At 60.1% G+C, this 17034-nt stretch carries 15 protein-coding genes; 9 read left to right on the top strand and 6 right to left on the bottom strand.

The window, feature by feature from the left end:
• Positions 1–266 precede the first annotated feature (266 nt).
• From cysE to FBZ99_RS05615, 4 genes are all read right to left on the bottom strand, one after another.
• Positions 267–1082, bottom strand: a complete 816-nt coding sequence (gene cysE / locus FBZ99_RS05600) for a serine O-acetyltransferase (protein ID WP_145631863.1) — start codon at positions 1080–1082, stop codon at positions 267–269.
• Between the two features lie 77 nt (positions 1083–1159).
• Positions 1160–2149, bottom strand: a complete 990-nt coding sequence (locus FBZ99_RS05605) for a WD40 repeat domain-containing protein (protein WP_145631865.1) — start codon at positions 2147–2149, stop codon at positions 1160–1162.
• The gene (locus tag FBZ99_RS05610; protein ID WP_069613312.1) at positions 2149–3252 is read right to left on the bottom strand and encodes a CobW family GTP-binding protein; all 1104 of its coding nucleotides are present in this window, start codon (positions 3250–3252) and stop codon (positions 2149–2151) included. Before FBZ99_RS05610 ends, FBZ99_RS05605 begins: the two co-directional genes overlap by 1 nt.
• Before the next feature lie 140 nt (positions 3253–3392).
• Positions 3393–4184: a creatininase family protein gene (locus FBZ99_RS05615; RefSeq protein ID WP_145631867.1), complete on the bottom strand. Its 792-nt coding sequence runs from the start codon at positions 4182–4184 to the stop codon at positions 3393–3395.
• 86 nt (positions 4185–4270) lie between these two features.
• Here FBZ99_RS05615 and FBZ99_RS05620 point away from each other — a divergent pair, with 86 nt between their 5' ends.
• From FBZ99_RS05620 to FBZ99_RS05630, 3 genes are all read left to right on the top strand, one after another.
• On the top strand, positions 4271–4783 hold the full coding sequence (locus FBZ99_RS05620) for a MarR family winged helix-turn-helix transcriptional regulator (RefSeq protein WP_113354942.1): 513 nt from the start codon (positions 4271–4273) through the stop codon (positions 4781–4783).
• A gap of 117 nt (positions 4784–4900) precedes the next feature.
• Complete coding sequence (locus tag FBZ99_RS05625) at positions 4901–5920, top strand: LacI family DNA-binding transcriptional regulator (protein ID WP_069613309.1); 1020 nt, start codon at positions 4901–4903, stop codon at positions 5918–5920.
• Positions 5921–5961: 41 nt separating this feature from the next.
• Positions 5962–6930, top strand: coding sequence for a 2-hydroxyacid dehydrogenase (locus tag FBZ99_RS05630; protein ID WP_145631869.1), 969 nt, complete (start codon positions 5962–5964; stop codon positions 6928–6930).
• On the opposite strand, the gene FBZ99_RS05635 is transcribed toward FBZ99_RS05630, so the two are convergent.
• Positions 6931–7719, bottom strand: coding sequence for a gamma-glutamyl-gamma-aminobutyrate hydrolase family protein (locus FBZ99_RS05635; RefSeq protein WP_113330583.1), 789 nt, complete (start codon positions 7717–7719; stop codon positions 6931–6933). It abuts the gene before it with no gap.
• Between the two features lie 291 nt (positions 7720–8010).
• On the opposite strand from FBZ99_RS05635, the gene FBZ99_RS05640 reads away from it, so the two are divergent.
• The 6 genes from FBZ99_RS05640 (at position 8011) to FBZ99_RS05665 (ending at position 15195) form a co-directional block, all read left to right on the top strand.
• Positions 8011–9117: a TRAP transporter substrate-binding protein gene (locus tag FBZ99_RS05640; RefSeq protein WP_145316010.1), complete on the top strand. Its 1107-nt coding sequence runs from the start codon at positions 8011–8013 to the stop codon at positions 9115–9117.
• A 230-nt stretch (positions 9118–9347) separates the two neighbouring features.
• Positions 9348–11663, top strand: a complete 2316-nt coding sequence (locus FBZ99_RS05645) for a putative bifunctional diguanylate cyclase/phosphodiesterase (RefSeq protein WP_145631871.1) — start codon at positions 9348–9350, stop codon at positions 11661–11663.
• Between the two features lie 228 nt (positions 11664–11891).
• Complete coding sequence (locus FBZ99_RS05650; protein WP_041677669.1) at positions 11892–12116, top strand: aa3-type cytochrome c oxidase subunit IV; 225 nt, start codon at positions 11892–11894, stop codon at positions 12114–12116.
• 110 nt (positions 12117–12226) lie between these two features.
• On the top strand, positions 12227–13390 hold the full coding sequence (locus tag FBZ99_RS05655; protein ID WP_113354955.1) for a Re/Si-specific NAD(P)(+) transhydrogenase subunit alpha: 1164 nt from the start codon (positions 12227–12229) through the stop codon (positions 13388–13390).
• 1 nt (position 13391) lies between these two features.
• Entirely contained in the window at positions 13392–13790 is a 399-nt protein-coding gene (locus tag FBZ99_RS05660; RefSeq protein WP_113330529.1) for an NAD(P) transhydrogenase subunit alpha, read from the top strand.
• Positions 13791–13800: 10 nt separating this feature from the next.
• The gene (locus tag FBZ99_RS05665; RefSeq protein WP_145632765.1) at positions 13801–15195 is read left to right on the top strand and encodes an NAD(P)(+) transhydrogenase (Re/Si-specific) subunit beta; all 1395 of its coding nucleotides are present in this window, start codon (positions 13801–13803) and stop codon (positions 15193–15195) included.
• 36 nt (positions 15196–15231) lie between these two features.
• Here the strand turns inward: FBZ99_RS05665 and FBZ99_RS05670 are convergent, their stop codons facing one another.
• Positions 15232–16887, bottom strand: coding sequence for a sensor histidine kinase (locus tag FBZ99_RS05670; protein ID WP_113354958.1), 1656 nt, complete (start codon positions 16885–16887; stop codon positions 15232–15234).
• Positions 16888–17034: the final 147 nt, after the last annotated feature.

Below are 17034 nucleotides of genomic sequence, written 5' to 3' on the forward strand. Positions count from 1 at the left end.
GAACCCTTTCGAGCTATCAATGGAGCATGACAGTTCCATGAAGGGTAAGGGGAGCGTTTCCGGTGCTACCTTATGTCACGGACTGGTGGCGGGGCGCTTCCTCACCCGCCCTCGTGCTTCGAGACGGCCCTTCGGGCCTCCTCAGTATGAGGGCTGATCTGCGTGCCTCGTCACGGAACTTGCTCCGCCTCATGGTTAGGTGCAGCGGAAGAGCACCGAAAACGACGATGCCTCGAACCACGAGGTGGCCACAGTCCCAGGCGAAATCAGATATTCTGATCCATCGTCTCGGCCGGGATCTCGTCGGCGCGATGGATACGGACAACTACAGCCGGTACGCCTGCGACCGTGCAATGCGGCGGTACGGGTTTGACGACGACGCTGCCAGCGGCAACCTTGCTGAAGGCGCCTACCTCGATATTGCCGAGGATCTTGGCGCCGGCGCCGATCATCACGCCGTGGCGGATCTTCGGATGACGATCGCCGCTCTCCTTGCCGGTGCCGCCGAGCGTCGCATTCTGGAGGATGGACACTTCATCCTCGATAACGGCGGTTTCGCCGATGACGATGCCGGAGCCGTGGTCGAGCATGATCGACGTGCCGATCTTCGCAGCCGGATGGATATCCGGGCCGAAGACGAGAGAAACGAGATTGGAGAGCCAGCTGGCGATTTCCTTGCGGCCTTCCGCCCAGAGCGCATGAGCGATGCGGTGCGTCTGCAGGGCATGGAAGCCCTTCAGGTTCAGCAATGCGTGCAGGTAGGTCGTGCAGGCGGGGTCGCGGGTTCGCACCGCGACAAGATCCGCTTCCGTTGCCTGCAGGATGACGGGATATCGCTTGAGTACATCGGACAGCAGCGAAAGCATGTCACCATGCTCGATCCTGACGACGCAGAGCCGGGCGGCGAGAATGTTGGCAAGGCTTTCGGCATTGGAGTTTCCGTCAAGCAACTGCGCTCGCAGCAGCGACGCAAGCGTCGGCTCGCGCGCCGCCAGTTCCGCGGCTTCGCAACGGATCACGTCCCAGACATTTTCGGCTGGGGCAGGCGCATTTCCGGCGATTGCCGTTCCTGACTGAGGCATGATCCCGTCTCTCTGTATCTCATTGTTTTCACGCAATTCCGGACGGAAAACCGCTGCGCACTTTTCCTGGAATTGCTTTAACCGGAAATGTCCACAACGCCGCAGTCGCCGGCTTCGGAGGCGAAGGCGAGCAGCTTGCCGGACTTGCTCCAGCTCATCGATGTGATCGCACCCTTGCCGGGCCGGCGCAAGAGCGCTTCCTTGGCGTCGCCGATGCGAACCGCAAGGATCATACCATCGATGAAGCCGATGGCGAGAATATCCTCGGCGGGATGAAATTTCACGGAAGTCGCCATGATGTTCGCGCGCGTGCCGAGCTCGAGCGGCGCCTTGCCCATCGGGCCGTCCTTGCCCTGGAAGGGCCAGACGATCGCGGCCGGTGCGCCGGAGGAGGCAAGCCACTTGCCCTTGTTGGACCAGGAGAGCGACTTCACCTTGGCGGGATAGCCCGTCATGCGCATATGGCGGGCTTCGGCGCCGGGCTTCGTGTCCATCTTCCAGCCGTGCAGGGCGTTTTCCTGCATGGTGGTGACGATGAACTGGCCATCCGGGGAGAAGGTGACGCTCGTATGGGCACCCTTCCATTCCAGGTTGATCGGCTGCGCGCTCATGCCCACCCAGTGCAGGGATACGCCATTATAGCGGGCAACCGCGATGCGCAGGCCCTTTGGTGCAAAGGCAATGCCTTCGACGGTGCGTTCTTCCGGAAACTCTTTCGTCGTCCTATCGGAGAGCCGTACGAAGGTGCTCTTGCCATAGGAATAGGCGACGGAGCCCTGCGGGCCGGCTGCAAGCTGACTGATCCATTTGCGCGGCGCTTCGGCCAGTACCGCCGTGCTGCCGTCGGCTGCGATCCTCAGAACCTTGCCGTCCTCGCCGCCCGAAATCAGGCTTTCGCTATAGGGATCGCGGATGCAGGTCAGCATCCCCTGATGGGCTTCGGTAACCTTCTCGCCACCTTCGAGGCGGTGGATCGCGCCGGCGGCGCTGGCGAAGAAGGGGGTGTCACCTAAAAATTCGACGGCCAGAACGTGGCCGTCGATATCAAGCGGAGCAACAGTCGGCATCAGGCAGACGCCTCACACGCCTTGAAGCTGGCTTCCAGCTTTTCGCGGTCGAGCTCGCGGCCGATGAAGACGAGGCGACTTTCATGCTTCTCGCCGTCCTTCCAGGGGCGCTGATGATCGCCTTCGATGATCATGTGCACACCCTGAACGACGTAGCGCTCCGGATCGTCCTTGAAAGCGATGATCCCCTTGAGGCGCAGGATATTCGGGCCTTGCGTCTGCGTGACCTTCTGGATCCAGGGGAAGAAGCGCTCCGGGTTCATCTCGCCGCCACGCAGCGAAACCGACTGCACGGTGACGTCGTGGATCGGCGACAGGCCGTGGTGATGATGGTCGTGATCGTGGTGGTGATGATCATGATCGTGGTCATGGTGGTGGTGATCGTGATCATGGTCGTGATGGTGATGATCGCAATCCGGGCCGCAGACGTGATCCTCGTGGCCATGCTCGAGGAAATGCGGATCGTTTTCCAGCGCGCGTTCCAGATTGAAGGCGCCCTGGTTCAGCACCCGGGCGAGCTCCACGCCGGAGCGGGTCGTCTTGTACACGCGGGCAGCCGGGTTGATGGCGCGGACGATGTCCTCGATCTGTGCGAGCTCTTCCGGAGAGACGAGATCGGACTTGTTGATGACGACGACGTCGGCAAAGGCGATCTGATCTTCAGCCTCGCGGCTGTCCTTCAGGCGCAGCGGCAGATGCTTGGCGTCGACGAGCGCTACGACGGCGTCGAGTTCCGTCTTAGCGCGGACGTCGTCGTCCATGAAAAAGGTCTGGGCGACCGGAACCGGATCGGCAAGGCCTGTCGTTTCGACGATGATGCCGTCGAAGCGGCCGGGGCGGCGCATCAGGCCTTCGACGACGCGGATGAGGTCGCCGCGCACTGTGCAGCAAACGCAGCCATTGTTCATTTCGTAGATTTCTTCGTCCGACTCGACGATGAGATCATTGTCGATGCCGATCTCGCCGAATTCGTTGACGATGACGGCGTATTTCTTGCCGTGGTTTTCCGAAAGGATGCGGTTGAGCAGCGTCGTCTTGCCGGCACCGAGATAGCCGGTGAGAACGGTGACGGGAACGGGCTTTTGCGTGGCTGTTTCGGTCATGGGAGCCTCGAAATATGGAAGGTTGCCCCGGGGAGCAGACATTGGTCGGGTTCCATATAAGGAGTTGGCGACGCCAGTTCAAAGGCTTTTATATGTTATAAGATCACATTGGGTTGCGGGCAGGCGGATTGACCCTGCGCTTAAGTCAGGGTCGTCGCATCGAATTTATTGATATCCTCAAGCAGTTCGACGAGACCTTTGACGGCATGCGCAATCAATCGCTCCCCTTTTTCCGCCGTGGCCACGGCCGCGTTGCCGACCACACCCTGGCTGCTCAGATCGGCCATTTTCCAGCCGAAGGCGTGAGGTCCATAGGCGCGCAGATGCTTGAAGCCCTTGATGAACTCTGATTGCCGTGACGGGAAGTTTGCCGCCTTCGATATGTCAACCTTTTCCGGATGGAGGGCAAGCATGACCGATGTCTCGATATCGCCGCCGTGAATGTCGATGGCTTTGTCATCCGGCGCAATCAGCCCATCCGGCATGCCGAAACGCGTCCAGCTGGTGGCGACCGCCAGCATGTCGAAGCGCACGCGCGCTTCCGTTGCGACGATGGTCATCAGCGGCGAGTTGCCGCCATGAGCATTCAGCATGACGAATTTGCGGATGCCGAGATTGTTCATCTGCTCAGCAATGCCGAGCCAGCGCCGAACAGCTTCGTCGAAGGTCAATGTCTTTGTGCCGGCGACATCCATATGTTCGATGGAATAGCCAACCGGCTCGACGGGCAGGAAGGTGACGGGTAGATTTGCCGGCAAGGCAACCTTGAGGCGTGAGACGATTCCGTCGGCGATGAGTGCGTCGGTTTCGAATGGCAAATGCGGGCCGTGTTGCTCATAGGCGCCAAGTGGCAGCACCGCGATCCATTTTGTTCGCTCTTCGGGTGTCAATGTTTCATCATTGTCATCGAAACATGGCAAAGGATGCACCATCTGAGGGTGTGCCTCTTGTTTATGTCAGTAACCTGCGCAATGTCATAGCGTGATGACTTCGCGGCGAAAAGGTCAACGGAATCACGATGGGCAAAAAGAACAAGGTCGGGAAGAAAAGTAAGTCAGGTAAGAAGAAGGATCACCGAGACTACACGCTTGCCGATCTGTCGCCGGCATTGACGCAGGCGGCGCGGTCCATGCGCACGGTGATGACGCGCAGCCTGACGGCGAGCGGCCTCTACGCCGGGCAGGACGGTGTCATTCTTGCGCTTGCGGCAAGCGATGGTCTTCCGGCCGGTACGCTGGCGCAAAAGCTCGGTGTCAAGGCGCCGACGATGACGCGCACGATCGGCCGCATGGAGGCGCAAGGCTTCGTCGAACGGCGGCCAGATGCGGACGATGCCCGTCTGACCAAGGTCTATCTGACCGAAGCAGGGCGAAACAGCGTCAGCGAAATCGAAAGTTCGGCTGCCAGCTGCGATGAGCTTGCTACCCGTGGCTTCTCGGAAAAAGATATTCGTTCACTCGTGCGCCTGCTCAAAACGATCGAGCATAATCTCCAGGCGGCCGATGGCGACGAGGATGATGACGAATTCTGAGAATCCTCAAGAATTCGTGTTGCGCGGCGTGATTAAAGCTTTTAATTAAAGATTTTAAATTCCGGAATCGTAAAACGAACGGGATATGTTACGGTTGCGTTTCACGGGAGGGCGCGCGTGGCGCAAAAGATAAAGCTTTCTACGATTGCGGAAACGCTGGGTATTTCAACAGCAACGGTATCTCTGGCCTTACGCGACAGCCCATTGGTTGCGGTCAACACGCGCGAGAAGATCAAGGATCAGGCCCGCGCGTTGGGCTATATCTACAATCGCCGTGCGGCGAGTCTCAGGACATCGCGATCGGGCATCATCGGTGTCGTTGTTCATGACATCATGAACCCTTTCTATGGAGAAATCCTGAAGGCAATCGAAAGCGAGCTCGATCGCAGCCGTCACACCTTCATCCTTTCCAATCACTATGATTCGGTCGAAAAGCAGCGGACCTTCATCGAGACGCTGCTGCAGCTCGGCGGTGACGGTGTCATCATGTCGCCGGCGATAGGAACGCCGCCGGAGGATTTCGAGCTGGCGGAAGAAAACGGCATGCCGGCCATTCTGGTGGCACGACAGATCGAAGCGCTGGATCTGCCGACCTTTCGTGGCGACGACAGTTACGGCATCTCGCTTGCAACCAACCATCTGATCAGCCTTGGCCACCGCTCCATTGCCATGATCGGGGGCACCGATCAGACCTCGACGGGGCGCGACCGTTACCAGGGCTATGTGAATGCGCTGCGCAAGGCAGGCATCGAGGTCGACCCCAATCTGCGCATTCCCGGCGCCCGTTCCAAGCAAGGCGGCTTCGAGGCGGCGGTGCATTTCCTGTCGTTGCCGCAGAAGCCGACAGCCGCCGTCTGCTGGAACGATCTGGTCGCCATCGGTCTCATGAACGGCATTTCACGCGCCGGCCTCGTCCCGGGGCGGGACATTTCCGTCACCGGCTATGACGATCTGGAGGAGGCGGCGATCGCAACGCCGGCGCTGACCACCGTCTGGAACGGTCAGGCCGAGGTCGGAAGGCTTGCAGCGCGCGCGCTTTTGGATAGGCTGGCGGGAAGCCATGAGCCGGACGGTATTCATCTGATCAAGCCGGAAATGCGCATCCGCCAATCGACGGCGCCTTATAAAGCTCGCTAGCAGCGGTTCGGCGCCGAACTGTCTCTCAAGAGGAAAGATCCATGTCCGATAATCGCATCGCCGTCCTCGTTCCGGGGAAGATACACCCGCGTGTCCTTGAAAGGCTCGGGAAGCAGTTCGATATCGTTTCCGTCGAACGCGATGGCGGTCCGAAGGTCGATGCGGAAACCGCAGCCCGCATCCGCGGCGTTGCCGTTGCAGGCAGCTTCAATGCGAGCTGGATCAATGCCTTTCCGAATGTCGAAATCATTGCCAATTTCGGCGTCGGCTATGATGGCGTCGACGTCAAGCACGCAGCCTCCAAGGGCATCGTCGTCACCAACACGCCTGATGTCCTGAATGATGAGGTCGCCGATACTGCGATCGCCCTGCTGTTGAACACGCTGCGGCAATTTCCGAAGGCGGAGACTTGGCTGCGCGAGGGGCGCTGGGTCAAGGAAGGGGCTTTTCCGCTCTCGCCCTTTTCGATGAAGGGACGCCGCATCGGCATCAACGGTCTCGGTCGCATCGGCCTGGAAATCGCGAGAAGGCTGGAGCCGTTCAAGGTGAAGATCGGCTATCACACCCGCACGCCGCGTGATTCGCTGCCCTATGACTACTATCCGACGCTGAAGGAGATGGCGCAGTCGGTGGATACGCTGATTTCCATCGTGCCGAAGACGCCCGAGACGCACAAAGTCATTAACGCCGAGATCCTGTCGGCGCTCGGGCCGCAGGGCGTGTTCATCAATGTCGGCCGCGGCTGGTCCGTCGATGATGATGCGCTGATAACAGCCCTCGGCAACGGTACGCTGGGCGCTGCCGGCCTGGATGTCTTCTACGACGAACCGAATGTCCCGGCCGGATATCTCTCGCTGCCGAATGTTTCCCTGCTACCGCATGTGGCCTCGGCCTCGGCGCCGACGCGCGATGCCATGGCCGATCTCGTCGTCGACAATATCATCGAATGGTTCGCCAAGGGTGAGCCTATGACGCCGGTGCCGGAAACCCCGGTTAAGCCGCGCGGCTGATCATATGGCTTTTTGCGGATACGGAGCGACCGCTGGCCGCTCCTTGCCAGCCGCATAATCGCGCACGGCATCGCCGAAGGCGGTGAAGAGCTTCAGCGACGGCGAATCCGTTTCGGCCCAATATTCCGGATGCCATTGTACGCCGACGGCAAAGGCCTTGGCGCCGATGACGGAAACGGCCTCGATCGTACCATCCTCGGCCAGCGCTTCCACCTGCAGTCTCGGCGCGGTATCGGCGATCGCCTGGCGATGCAGCGAATTGACACGCACTTCACCCGGCCCGACGACGCGGGCGATGCAGGAGCCTTCCTTGACGAAGACGCTCTGGCGGATGGAATACATCGTGTCGCGATCGACATTCGGCGGCTTGCGATGGTCCCAGATGCCCGGCTGGTCCTGGATTTCGCTGGCCAGCGTGCCGCCAAGCGCGACGTTCAGTTCCTGAATGCCGCGGCAGATGGCGAGCATCGGAATGGCGCGATCGATGGCGCGGCGGATGAGCGGCAGCGAAGTCGCGTCGCGCGCCGGATCGAAAGGACCGTCGCTTTCAAGCGCTTCCTTTCCATAGAGCGATGGATGCACATTGGTTGCGGAGCCGGAAACGAGCAGCCCGTCCACCCGGTCGAGAATGGCGTCCACATCGTTGCCATCCTCAAGCGCGGGAACGATCAGCGCCATCAACCCAGCCGCTTTGACCGCTGCGCGGACATATTGCAGCTGAACCGCATGCCAGCTGGTGCCGTCGAACTCGCGGATATCGGCGGGAATGGCAATGATCGGTCTGGGCATGCAAGGCTCCGAAGGCAGCAGACATTTTTTCATTGGACCTCTGGACGATCATGATGTCGATCCGAGGGGGGATTTACGCCTTACGAACTTACGCGAATACGGCCCGGCCGGCAACGCGCAGAGGTTTTCGCAAGGCTTTGTTCAGGCTCGTTACGCCGATGTACAGGAATCGCCATAATGCGGTGCAAGAGCAAACTTGAAAGACCGGGTGCGGCATGGTTAGTTCCATCGCTTGCGCCGTGACGGGGGACGCGCCGTTCCCCAGCAATGCCGTCCGTATGGGAGAATTCGATGGATCGCCGTTCCTTCATCAGGCGGGCAGGAGCTGTTGGCGCAGGTGCTGCCGCTTCCGCGCTTGCGAGCCCGGCTCTTGCGCAGGAATATCCGAAGATCACCTGGAGGATGACCTCCTCCTTTCCCAAGAGCCTGGACACGATTTATGGCGGCGCGGAAGATATCGCCGCGCATGTTTCCGACGCGACCAACGGCAATTTCGTCATCCAGACCTATGAGGCCGGTGAGATCGTGCCCGGTGCGCAGGCGGCCGATGCAGTCAGCGCCGGCGCCGTCGATGCCGCGCACACCTGCTCCTATTATTTCTGGCAAAAGGATCCGACCTATGCCATCGGCACGGCGCTGCCGTTCGGCCTCAACGCCCGGCTGACCAATGCCTGGTTCTACCAGGGCGACGGCAACAAGCTGATGAACGAGTTCTACGCGACCCAGGGCATCTTAGGGCTGCCCGCAGGCAATACCGGCGCGCAGATGGGCGGCTGGTTTCGCAAGGAAATCAATACGCTCGACGATCTCAAGGGGTTGAAGATGCGCATCGCCGGCCTGGCCGGCAAGGTGATCGAGAAGATCGGTGTCGTCCCGCAACAGGATATTGCGGTCAACGGTGTCTATGATGCCCTGAGCAAGGGTACGGTCGATGCGGCCGAATGGGTCGGCCCCTATGACGACCTGAAACTCGGGCTGCAGAAGATCGCGAAGTATTATTATTATCCGGGCTGGTGGGAAGGTGGCGCCGTGGTGCATGCCTTCTTCAACCTGGAAAAATGGAATGCCTTGCCGAAGAACTATCAGGCAATCCTTGGCGACGCCTGCGCCTTCGCCAACACCAACATGCTGGCGAAATACGACGTCAAAAATCCCCAGGCGCTGAAGGATATCGTGCAGCAGGGGGTGACGCTCAGACCTTTCAGCCAGGAGATCATGGAGGCCTGCTTCCAGGCAGCCGGCGCGCTTTATGCCGATCTTTCCAAATCAAATGATTATTTCAAGCGCATCTATGAGGATCAAGTCGCCTACAAGAAGGATGCCTATCTTTGGATGCAGCTTTCCGAGTATACTTTTGATACCTTCATGATGATCCAGCAGCGGGCGGGCAAGCTGTAATCGTATTTCATAAGTCTTTTGAGATATATTGTTTTCTTTATTAGTGATTTAAATATTATATCCGTCTCGGGGGAGGCCGGGAATCATTGTGCCAGTGCAGTGCTGATCATGATCCAGCTTCAACTTAAGCTGCCGCTTTGACTGGAAAATCTGTCCGAATGGGCTCTGTTCGGGCAAGTAAATTTTAAAGGGTTTCCACTAGGGTGTCCGCCGCATCAGGGGAAGTCTGAATGAAGCCTCCAAGCCCGGACACCGTGCCGACGGATGTTTATCTGTCGTTCGTCAGTTCGCTTTTCGGAAATCGCAAAACGCTCTTTACGGGCGTGTTCGTTCATATCCTGACATATGTCCTCGTTTTCCTGAGCACGCATGCCGGCATCTATCTGGCCTTTTGCGTGGCGATTGCTGTTGTCTTTGGCTTACGCATCCATTTGTTCCGGCTGTTCGACGCCGCGGATAAGAATGATCTTACGCGCGTCGATATTGCCGGCTGGGAAACGCGCTATGTGATCGGCGCGGCGGCGACGGCGGCCATCCTCGGCATCGGCAGCGGCTATGCCATCCTCATCCTGCAGAATCCGCTGGCGGAATTCATCTGCGTCGCCGTCACGATGGCGTCGATGGTGTCGATCGTCGGCCGCAACTATGGTTCGCCTCGCGCGGTCGATCTTCAGATTCTGTGCTGCTGCGTGCCGATCATCATTGCCTGCCTGCTGCTGCAGCAACCTTACAAGGCAATCGCCTCCCTCATGCTCATTCCGTTTGGGCTGACGACACGCGCAATGGCGAATGGCATGCGCGAATTTCTCTACCGGAACATCATCGCTTCGCGCGAGATATCGCTGATGGCCGACAGGTTCGACACCGCGCTGAACAGCATGACGCACGGGCTGTTCATGCTTGATGCCCAGAACCGCATTCTGGTCGTCAATCGCAAGGCATGCGAGCTCCTTAATTTTGCCGATCCGCAGCGGCTCAAGGACTGCGAATTCGATGTCGTTCTGCGCTACGGCGCGCGCCATGCCTTCATCGACGGATCGCTACCCGGACTTATCCAGCGGCAGCTGGCACAGCTCGTCAGCGGCACGCTGTCGCGAACGCTCATTCAATTCAACGAGGATCAGTTCCTCGAATTTTCGGCCAGCCGCCGCGCCGACGGAATCGTGATCCTGATTTTCGAAGATGTGACGGTGCGCGTTCGGGCGGAGCGCAAGATCCTGCATATGGTGCGCTACGACCCTTTGACGGGACTGCCGAATCGCGAATATTTCATGGATCTGGTCAAGGAGAGGCTGGCTGCGCGCAAGCGGGAAAGCCGCATCGGCATTCTGGTTCTCGATATCGATGACTTCAAGCACGTCAACGATACCAAGGGGCACGTTGCCGGCGACCGCCTGCTGGTCGCCATAGCCGAGCGCCTGAAGCAGCTTGCCGGCGCCGCAGCGATTGCCGCTCGTCTTGTCGGCGATCAATTCGTGCTGTTCTTTCCGAATGAAGACGATGCTCCTGATATCGATGCCCGCATCCGCACCCTGCATGCGGCAATGGCCGGCACCTACAGCGTGGCAGACAGCAGTTTCCGGATTTCCGTCAGCGGCGGATACATGACCGTGTCCAGCCGGGAGTTTCGCCCGGAGGAGTGGCAGATCAAGGTCGATCTCGCGCTTTTCGATGCCAAATCGCGGCTGAAGGGCGGCTGCAGCGCCTTCGAGGAGGAGATGGACGCACGCTATGTCGAGCGGCAGAAGCTGAAGGATGATTTGCGCGAGGCGGTGGAAACCGGCAGGCTTCAGGCCGTCTATCAGCCGATGTTCACGCCCGATGGCTCCCGCATCGAATGCTGCGAGGCGCTTGCACGCTGGATTCATCCGGAAAAGGGCTCAGTCCCGCCCGATCTTTTCGTACAGGTTGCCGAGGAAATGGGCATCGTCGCCGGCATCACTCGCTTCATGGTCAACCAAGCCTGCAACGATTGTGCTTCATGGCCTGCGCCGCTCGCGGTTTCCGTCAATCTCTCGGCGCAGGATCTGCGCAATGGCGAGATTGTCAAAATCGTCATGGCGGCGCTTGATGCGTCAGGATTGGAGCCATCCCGCCTGCATCTCGAGGTTACTGAAAGTTGCCTGATGGACGAGGTGGCGACCGTTCGCTCCATCCTCGCCGATCTGCGCGCCAAAGGCATCACGATTGCGATCGACGATTTCGGAACGGGATTTTCGAGCCTCAGCTATCTCGATACCCTGCCTGTGGATGTCGTGAAGATCGACAGGTCTTTCGTTCGTGATATCACGACGGATAGCCGCCGTTTCAAGCTGCTATGCGGTATCGTCGATCTTTCCCGCGCGCTCAGCCTTCATATCGTGATCGAAGGCGTCGAGACGCTGGAGCAGCTGGCATTGGTGGTCGAGCGGAACCTGGCGGATATCATCCAAGGCTATGTATTTTCGCCGCCGGTGCCGCAGGAGCAGGTCATCGAGAGAGTGGCCAGTCTCAACCGGCGGCAGCCGGGCGCCGGCAGAATCCTGCCGTCCGATGTCACGACCTAGCCGGCGTCATCGTTTCGATGCGGGCGTCTTCGAAATCCCTGGCGATTCCGTCAGCCAACGCCCGCCTGCGACCTTCTCGTGCATTGCATTTTTCCTCGCTTTGTGTAACCCCTCGGTGGAGGAAATTGGTTGCGGCATCCCGTTGCGGGGTGTTTCAACTTTTGAGGACGAGCTCCAGCTGGCAGTTATATCGTCTGTCGGCGGAGAGGATTGAGGGGAGAATTCTGAATGGCCGAACATCATACTGGACCCGCCGAAGTGGGCGCTCCCATGGACTACAAGGAGCATGAGAAGACCTACAATCTTTTCATCTCGGGCGCCAAGGTCGGATCTGCGATCGTCGCCGCATTGTTGATTGCCATGGCGGCCGGTTTCTTTGGCCATGCCGGTTTCCTCGGCGGCGTCCTGATATTCATTGTTCTGACCATCGCCAGCGTCGTCCTGTTGCGCTGATATTGCAGCGCTGACCGATGCCGGGCCAATTGCCCGCGCTTTCCCATGATTCTGCAGACTACAGCGCCGCCGCATTCGGGAGCGGCGCCGTCTGATGCGAGGTGTCGTCGTTGAGCAATCTGGTTTTCGTGGCCAAGGAAAGCGTGGCGGAGGAGACGCGTGTTGCGGCTTCCGTCGAGACGGTGAAGAAGATGAAGAACCTGGGTTTCGACGTGGTGATCGAAGCCGGTGCGGGGGCTTTATCGCGCATTCCGGATACCGAATATGAAGCCGTCGGCGCACGGATCGGTTCCATCAAGGATGCGAAGGCGGCGGATGTCATTCTCAAGGTGAGACGTCCGACGAGCAAGGAGATCTCCGGCTACAAGAGCGGCGCGATCGTCATCGCCATCATGGACCCTTATGGCAACGAGGCCGCTCTTGCGGAGATGGCGCGCGCAGGGCTGACAAGCTTCGCCATGGAGCTGATGCCGCGCATCACCCGCGCGCAGTCGATGGACGTCTTGTCGTCGCAGGCCAATCTCGCAGGGTATCAGGCCGTGATCGAGGCTGCTGCCGTCTATGACCGGGCGCTGCCGATGATGATGACGGCAGCGGGCACGGTGCCGGCGGCAAAGGTCTTCGTCATGGGTGCCGGCGTTGCCGGGTTGCAGGCGATCGCCACCGCACGGCGTTTGGGCGCGCTCGTTTCGGCGACGGACGTACGGCCGGCTGCGAAGGAGCAGGTCGCTTCGCTCGGCGCAAAATTCGTCGCGGTCGAGGACGAGGAGTTCAAGGCAGCTGAGACTGCCGGCGGCTATGCCAAGGAAATGTCGAAGGAGTATCAGGCGAAACAGGCGGCGCTCGTCGCCGATCATATCGCCAAGCAGGATATCGTCATCACCACGGCGCTCATTCCGGGCCGGCCGGCGCCACGCCTTGTCGGGCGCGACATGCTGAAGGCGATGCGCCCCGGCGCCGTGGCCGTCGATCTCGCGGTCGAACGCGGCGGCAATATCGAGGGTGCCGAATACGGCAAGATCGCCGATGTCGAGGGCGTCAAGGTGGTCGGATATCCCAATATGGCCGGCCGGATCGCGGCCAGCGCCTCGGCCCTCTACGCCAAGAACCTCGTTACCTTCCTGGAGACGATGGTCGACAAGGATACGAAGAGCCTTGCCCTCAACCGCACCGATGAGCTGATCAAGGCGACGATGCTGACCGACGGCGGCGAAGTCGTGAACCCGAATTTCGTCGATCCCGACCAGCCGACGATCAAGAAGGGAGATCTCTGAGATGGCCAGCCAAGCAATGGACCAGGCACTCCAGCAACTGAATGATGCCGTTGCCGCCGTTACGGCCGCCGCAGCACAGGCGCCCGAGGTTGCCAGTGCCGCAGCCGGTGGAGCGATCGATCCTTTCGTCTTTCAACTGGCCATCTTCGTGCTGGCGATCTTCGTCGGCTATTATGTCGTATGGTCGGTGACGCCGGCCCTGCATACGCCGCTGATGGCGGTCACGAACGCCATTTCCTCGGTCATCGTCGTCGGCGCACTGCTGGCCGTGGGCATTTCGGCGAGCGGCCTTGCCACGGGCTTCGGCTTCGTGGCGCTGGTTCTCGTCTCGGTCAATATCGTCGGCGGCTTCCTTGTCACCCAGCGCATGCTGGCGATGTACAAGAAGAAGGACAAGTGAGGGCGGCATGCTGAGCAATATCGCAGCTTTCCTCTATCTCGTCTCCGGCGTTCTGTTCATCCTGGCGCTGCGCGGCCTGTCGCATCCGGCCACCAGCCGGCGCGGCAATCTCTACGGCATGGTCGGCATGGGCATCGCCATCGCCACGACGTTGGTGCTGGCGACGCCATCCTTTGGCGGTTTCGTGCTTATCATTCTCGGCCTTGCCATCGGCGGCGGAGCAGGTGCCTATATAGCGCGCGTCATTCCGATGACGTCGATGCCGCAACTCGTGGCCGGTTTCCATTCGCTGGTCGGTCTTGCGGCTGTCCTCGTCGCCGCTTCGGCGCTCTATACGCCGTCGTCCTTTGGTATCGGTGAGATCGGCCACATCCACACCGAGGCTCGCATCGAGATGGCGATCGGCGCCGCGATCGGCGCGCTGACCTTCACCGGTTCGATTATCGCCTTCCTGAAGCTCGACGGACGCATGTCCGGCAAGCCGATCCTGCTGCCGAACCGCCATATCATCAATGCCGCTTTGCTCGTGCTGATCGCGGTCTCCATCATCAGCCTGGCGGCGAACGAGAGTCATCTCGCCTTCTGGGCCATCGTCGCGCTGTCGTTGCTTCTCGGCGTGCTGCTGATCGTGCCGATCGGCGGTGCCGACATGCCGGTCGTCGTGTCGATGCTGAATTCCTATTCCGGCTGGGCCGCCGCCGGCATCGGCTTCACGCTCGGCAATCTCGCGCTCATCATTACCGGCGCGCTTGTCGGCTCCTCGGGTGCGATCCTGTCCTACATCATGTGCAAGGGCATGAACCGCTCCTTCATTTCGGTCATTCTCGGCGGTTTCGGCGGCGAGACGGCCTCGGGCGGGACCGACAATTCCGACAAGACGGTGAAGCTCGGTTCGGCCGAGGATGCCGCCTATCTGATGGCGAACGCCTCCAAGGTCATCATCGTGCCCGGCTATGGCATGGCGGTGGCACAGGCCCAGCATGCGCTACGCGAAATGGCCGACAGGCTGAAGGCGCATGGTGTCGAGGTGAAATATGCCATTCATCCTGTCGCCGGCCGTATGCCGGGTCACATGAACGTGCTGCTCGCCGAGGCCAATGTGCCCTATGACGAGGTGTTCGAACTCGAGGACATCAATTCGGAATTCGCCCAGGCCGATGTCGCCTATGTCATCGGCGCCAACGACGTCACCAATCCAGCGGCGCGCGATGACAAGACATCGCCGATCTACGGCATGCCGATCCTCGACGTCGACAAGGCGAAAACCTGCCTTTTCGTCAAGCGTTCGCTCGGCTCCGGCTATGCCGGCATCGACAACACGCTGTTCTATAAGGATGGCACGATGATGCTTCTGGGCGACGCCAAGAAGGTAACCGAGGACATCGTCAAGGCGATGAACGAGTAGGCTGCCGCTGCGCCCGCAAGAGCGGTGTTTCCGCTCTCAGTTCCTTTGACGTTCCATCATGCTGCGCGGTGCGGTCAGTATCCAGACGAGGCCAGCCGGGCGGAAATCGACCTCGACGTGACCGCTGAAGGATGCCGCGGCATGGGTTTTCGTGACGGTGGTGCCGAAGCCCGTGTCGCTCGGCGGCTTGACCGGCGGACCGCCGCTTTCGGTCCAGACGAAGCGAATCTTGGTGCCGGTTTCAGCGGCTTCGTTCGTCCATTCGATGGTGATCTTGCCCTCCGGCGCGGAAAGCGCGCCATATTTGACCGAATTGGTGGCAAGCTCGTGCAGGACCAGGCCGAGATTCTGCACCGCTTCCGGCTTCAGCAGGAAGTCATTGCCGAGAACGTCGAGTTGCTGAGGTCCCTGCAGGAAAGTCGCGAGGTGGATGTCGATCACGCGGCGAAGCGACACGCCGGACCATTGTTCGCTGGTCAGCACCTCGATCGAGCGCGCCAAGCCTTCGAGCCGGTCGGCGACAGCTCGCTGGAAAGTATCGACGCTATCAGTCTGCCGCGCGAGCTGACGCGTCATTGCCTGCGCGAGCGCCAGCAGATTCTTGGTGCGATGGACGAGCTCGTGCATGACGAAATGCAGCCGGTCCTCGGTGACGCTGCGGTCGAAGGAGGCGTTGGAAAGCGCGACAGCCACCTGGTTTGCCTCAATGACGCTCGTGTCGATCGGTGCCACGATCTCGCCGCGGCCCATGCGGTCCGCCATGTCGGCAATATCCTGTATGGTGGTGCGCACCTGACGTGCCAAGGCATAGACGGCAATCAGCGCAACCAGTAGCAGCGTCACACCGCCATAGATCAGAAAGCGCCAGGTGCTCATCAGCGAAGCCTGCGCGGAAGCGATCGGACCCCAGACGACGGCCTTCCAGGACCAGCCTGAGATTTGCGCATAACCGAGCACCGCGTTCGGCAGGACCTTGTCATCCTGATAGACGCCGCTGGATGCGATCAGCTTCGGCAGGATGTTCTTATTGAATGCGTCGCCCGGGGCGAGGGTCGTCGGGCCACCGGCGGCAACGACATGTCCGGATTTGTCCAGAACGGCGGCAGACCAGCCGGGTGGCAAGGCTTCCGTCGTCACGAGCTTGGCGAGCTCGTCGGCATCCTGTGTTACGGCCAAAGCGGCGCCGGCCGGCGAATGTTCGAGGGGCAGGGTGACGTTATAGACCCAGCGGCGGGCGGTCGAGCCTATGAAGACATCGGATGCCTCGATGCGGCCGGAGTTCAGTGCCGATTGAAGCGCGGCGATGTTGCCGGTCTTGCCGAGTGGCTTGCCGAGCGGCCAGCGGGTATTCAGTCGGAGCTGGCCGTCCTTTTCCATAAGCAGCACGAAAAGCGAATCCGTGCGCAATACCGTTTCCGTGCGGGCGAAGAAGGTGGCGATGTCGTTGCGCTCAAGTTCCGGCGAGGAAGACAGAAGGCGCAGCGTCGTCGCCATGTCCTGCAATTGGCGATCGATGACGCGCGAAAGCGCCTGAGCATCCTGAACCGTGTCGCCCTTCAAAGCATCGCGTTCATTATCCTCGAGTTGGACCAGAAGCAGCGCGACGAAGGCGAGAATAGGCAAGGCGATCGCCAGGGCTATGGCGATCAGATAGGCACCAATCGACGCTTTCGGAAAATGCGGCTTCCTCATGGAGCGATCAACCGATCGTGCCTCCATGAGGGTCCGACGCGCTGGCAAACGCGAAGAGAATGATATTGGTCATCATGCCAAGCGCCCCCGTGCCCAGATCATCGAGCTACATGCTCCTGAAGCGCCATGTTAGGGCTCGGTAATTTT

The sequence above is a fragment of the Rhizobium sp. ERR 1071 genome (assembly GCF_007828675.1).
Classification (GTDB): domain Bacteria; phylum Pseudomonadota; class Alphaproteobacteria; order Rhizobiales; family Rhizobiaceae; genus Rhizobium; species Rhizobium dioscoreae.

Excerpts from the sequence above, each read along its gene's own strand:
- FBZ99_RS05670 (WP_113354958.1), bottom strand. The coding sequence starts at position 16,887 with ATGAGGAAGCCGCATTTTCCGAAAGCGTCGATTGGTGCCTATCTGATC.
- FBZ99_RS05630 (WP_145631869.1), top strand. The coding sequence starts at position 5,962 with ATGTCCGATAATCGCATCGCCGTCCTCGTTCCGGGGAAGATACACCCG.
- FBZ99_RS05640 (WP_145316010.1), top strand. The coding sequence starts at position 8,011 with ATGGATCGCCGTTCCTTCATCAGGCGGGCAGGAGCTGTTGGCGCAGGT.
- cysE (WP_145631863.1), bottom strand. The coding sequence starts at position 1,082 with ATGCCTCAGTCAGGAACGGCAATCGCCGGAAATGCGCCTGCCCCAGCC.
- FBZ99_RS05650 (WP_041677669.1), top strand. The coding sequence starts at position 11,892 with ATGGCCGAACATCATACTGGACCCGCCGAAGTGGGCGCTCCCATGGAC.
- FBZ99_RS05610 (WP_069613312.1), bottom strand. The coding sequence starts at position 3,252 with ATGACCGAAACAGCCACGCAAAAGCCCGTTCCCGTCACCGTTCTCACC.
- FBZ99_RS05615 (WP_145631867.1), bottom strand. The coding sequence starts at position 4,184 with ATGGTGCATCCTTTGCCATGTTTCGATGACAATGATGAAACATTGACA.
- FBZ99_RS05605 (WP_145631865.1), bottom strand. The coding sequence starts at position 2,149 with ATGCCGACTGTTGCTCCGCTTGATATCGACGGCCACGTTCTGGCCGTC.
- FBZ99_RS05635 (WP_113330583.1), bottom strand. The coding sequence starts at position 7,719 with ATGCCCAGACCGATCATTGCCATTCCCGCCGATATCCGCGAGTTCGAC.
- FBZ99_RS05660 (WP_113330529.1), top strand. The coding sequence starts at position 13,392 with ATGGCCAGCCAAGCAATGGACCAGGCACTCCAGCAACTGAATGATGCC.
- FBZ99_RS05645 (WP_145631871.1), top strand. The coding sequence starts at position 9,348 with ATGAAGCCTCCAAGCCCGGACACCGTGCCGACGGATGTTTATCTGTCG.
- FBZ99_RS05620 (WP_113354942.1), top strand. The coding sequence starts at position 4,271 with ATGGGCAAAAAGAACAAGGTCGGGAAGAAAAGTAAGTCAGGTAAGAAG.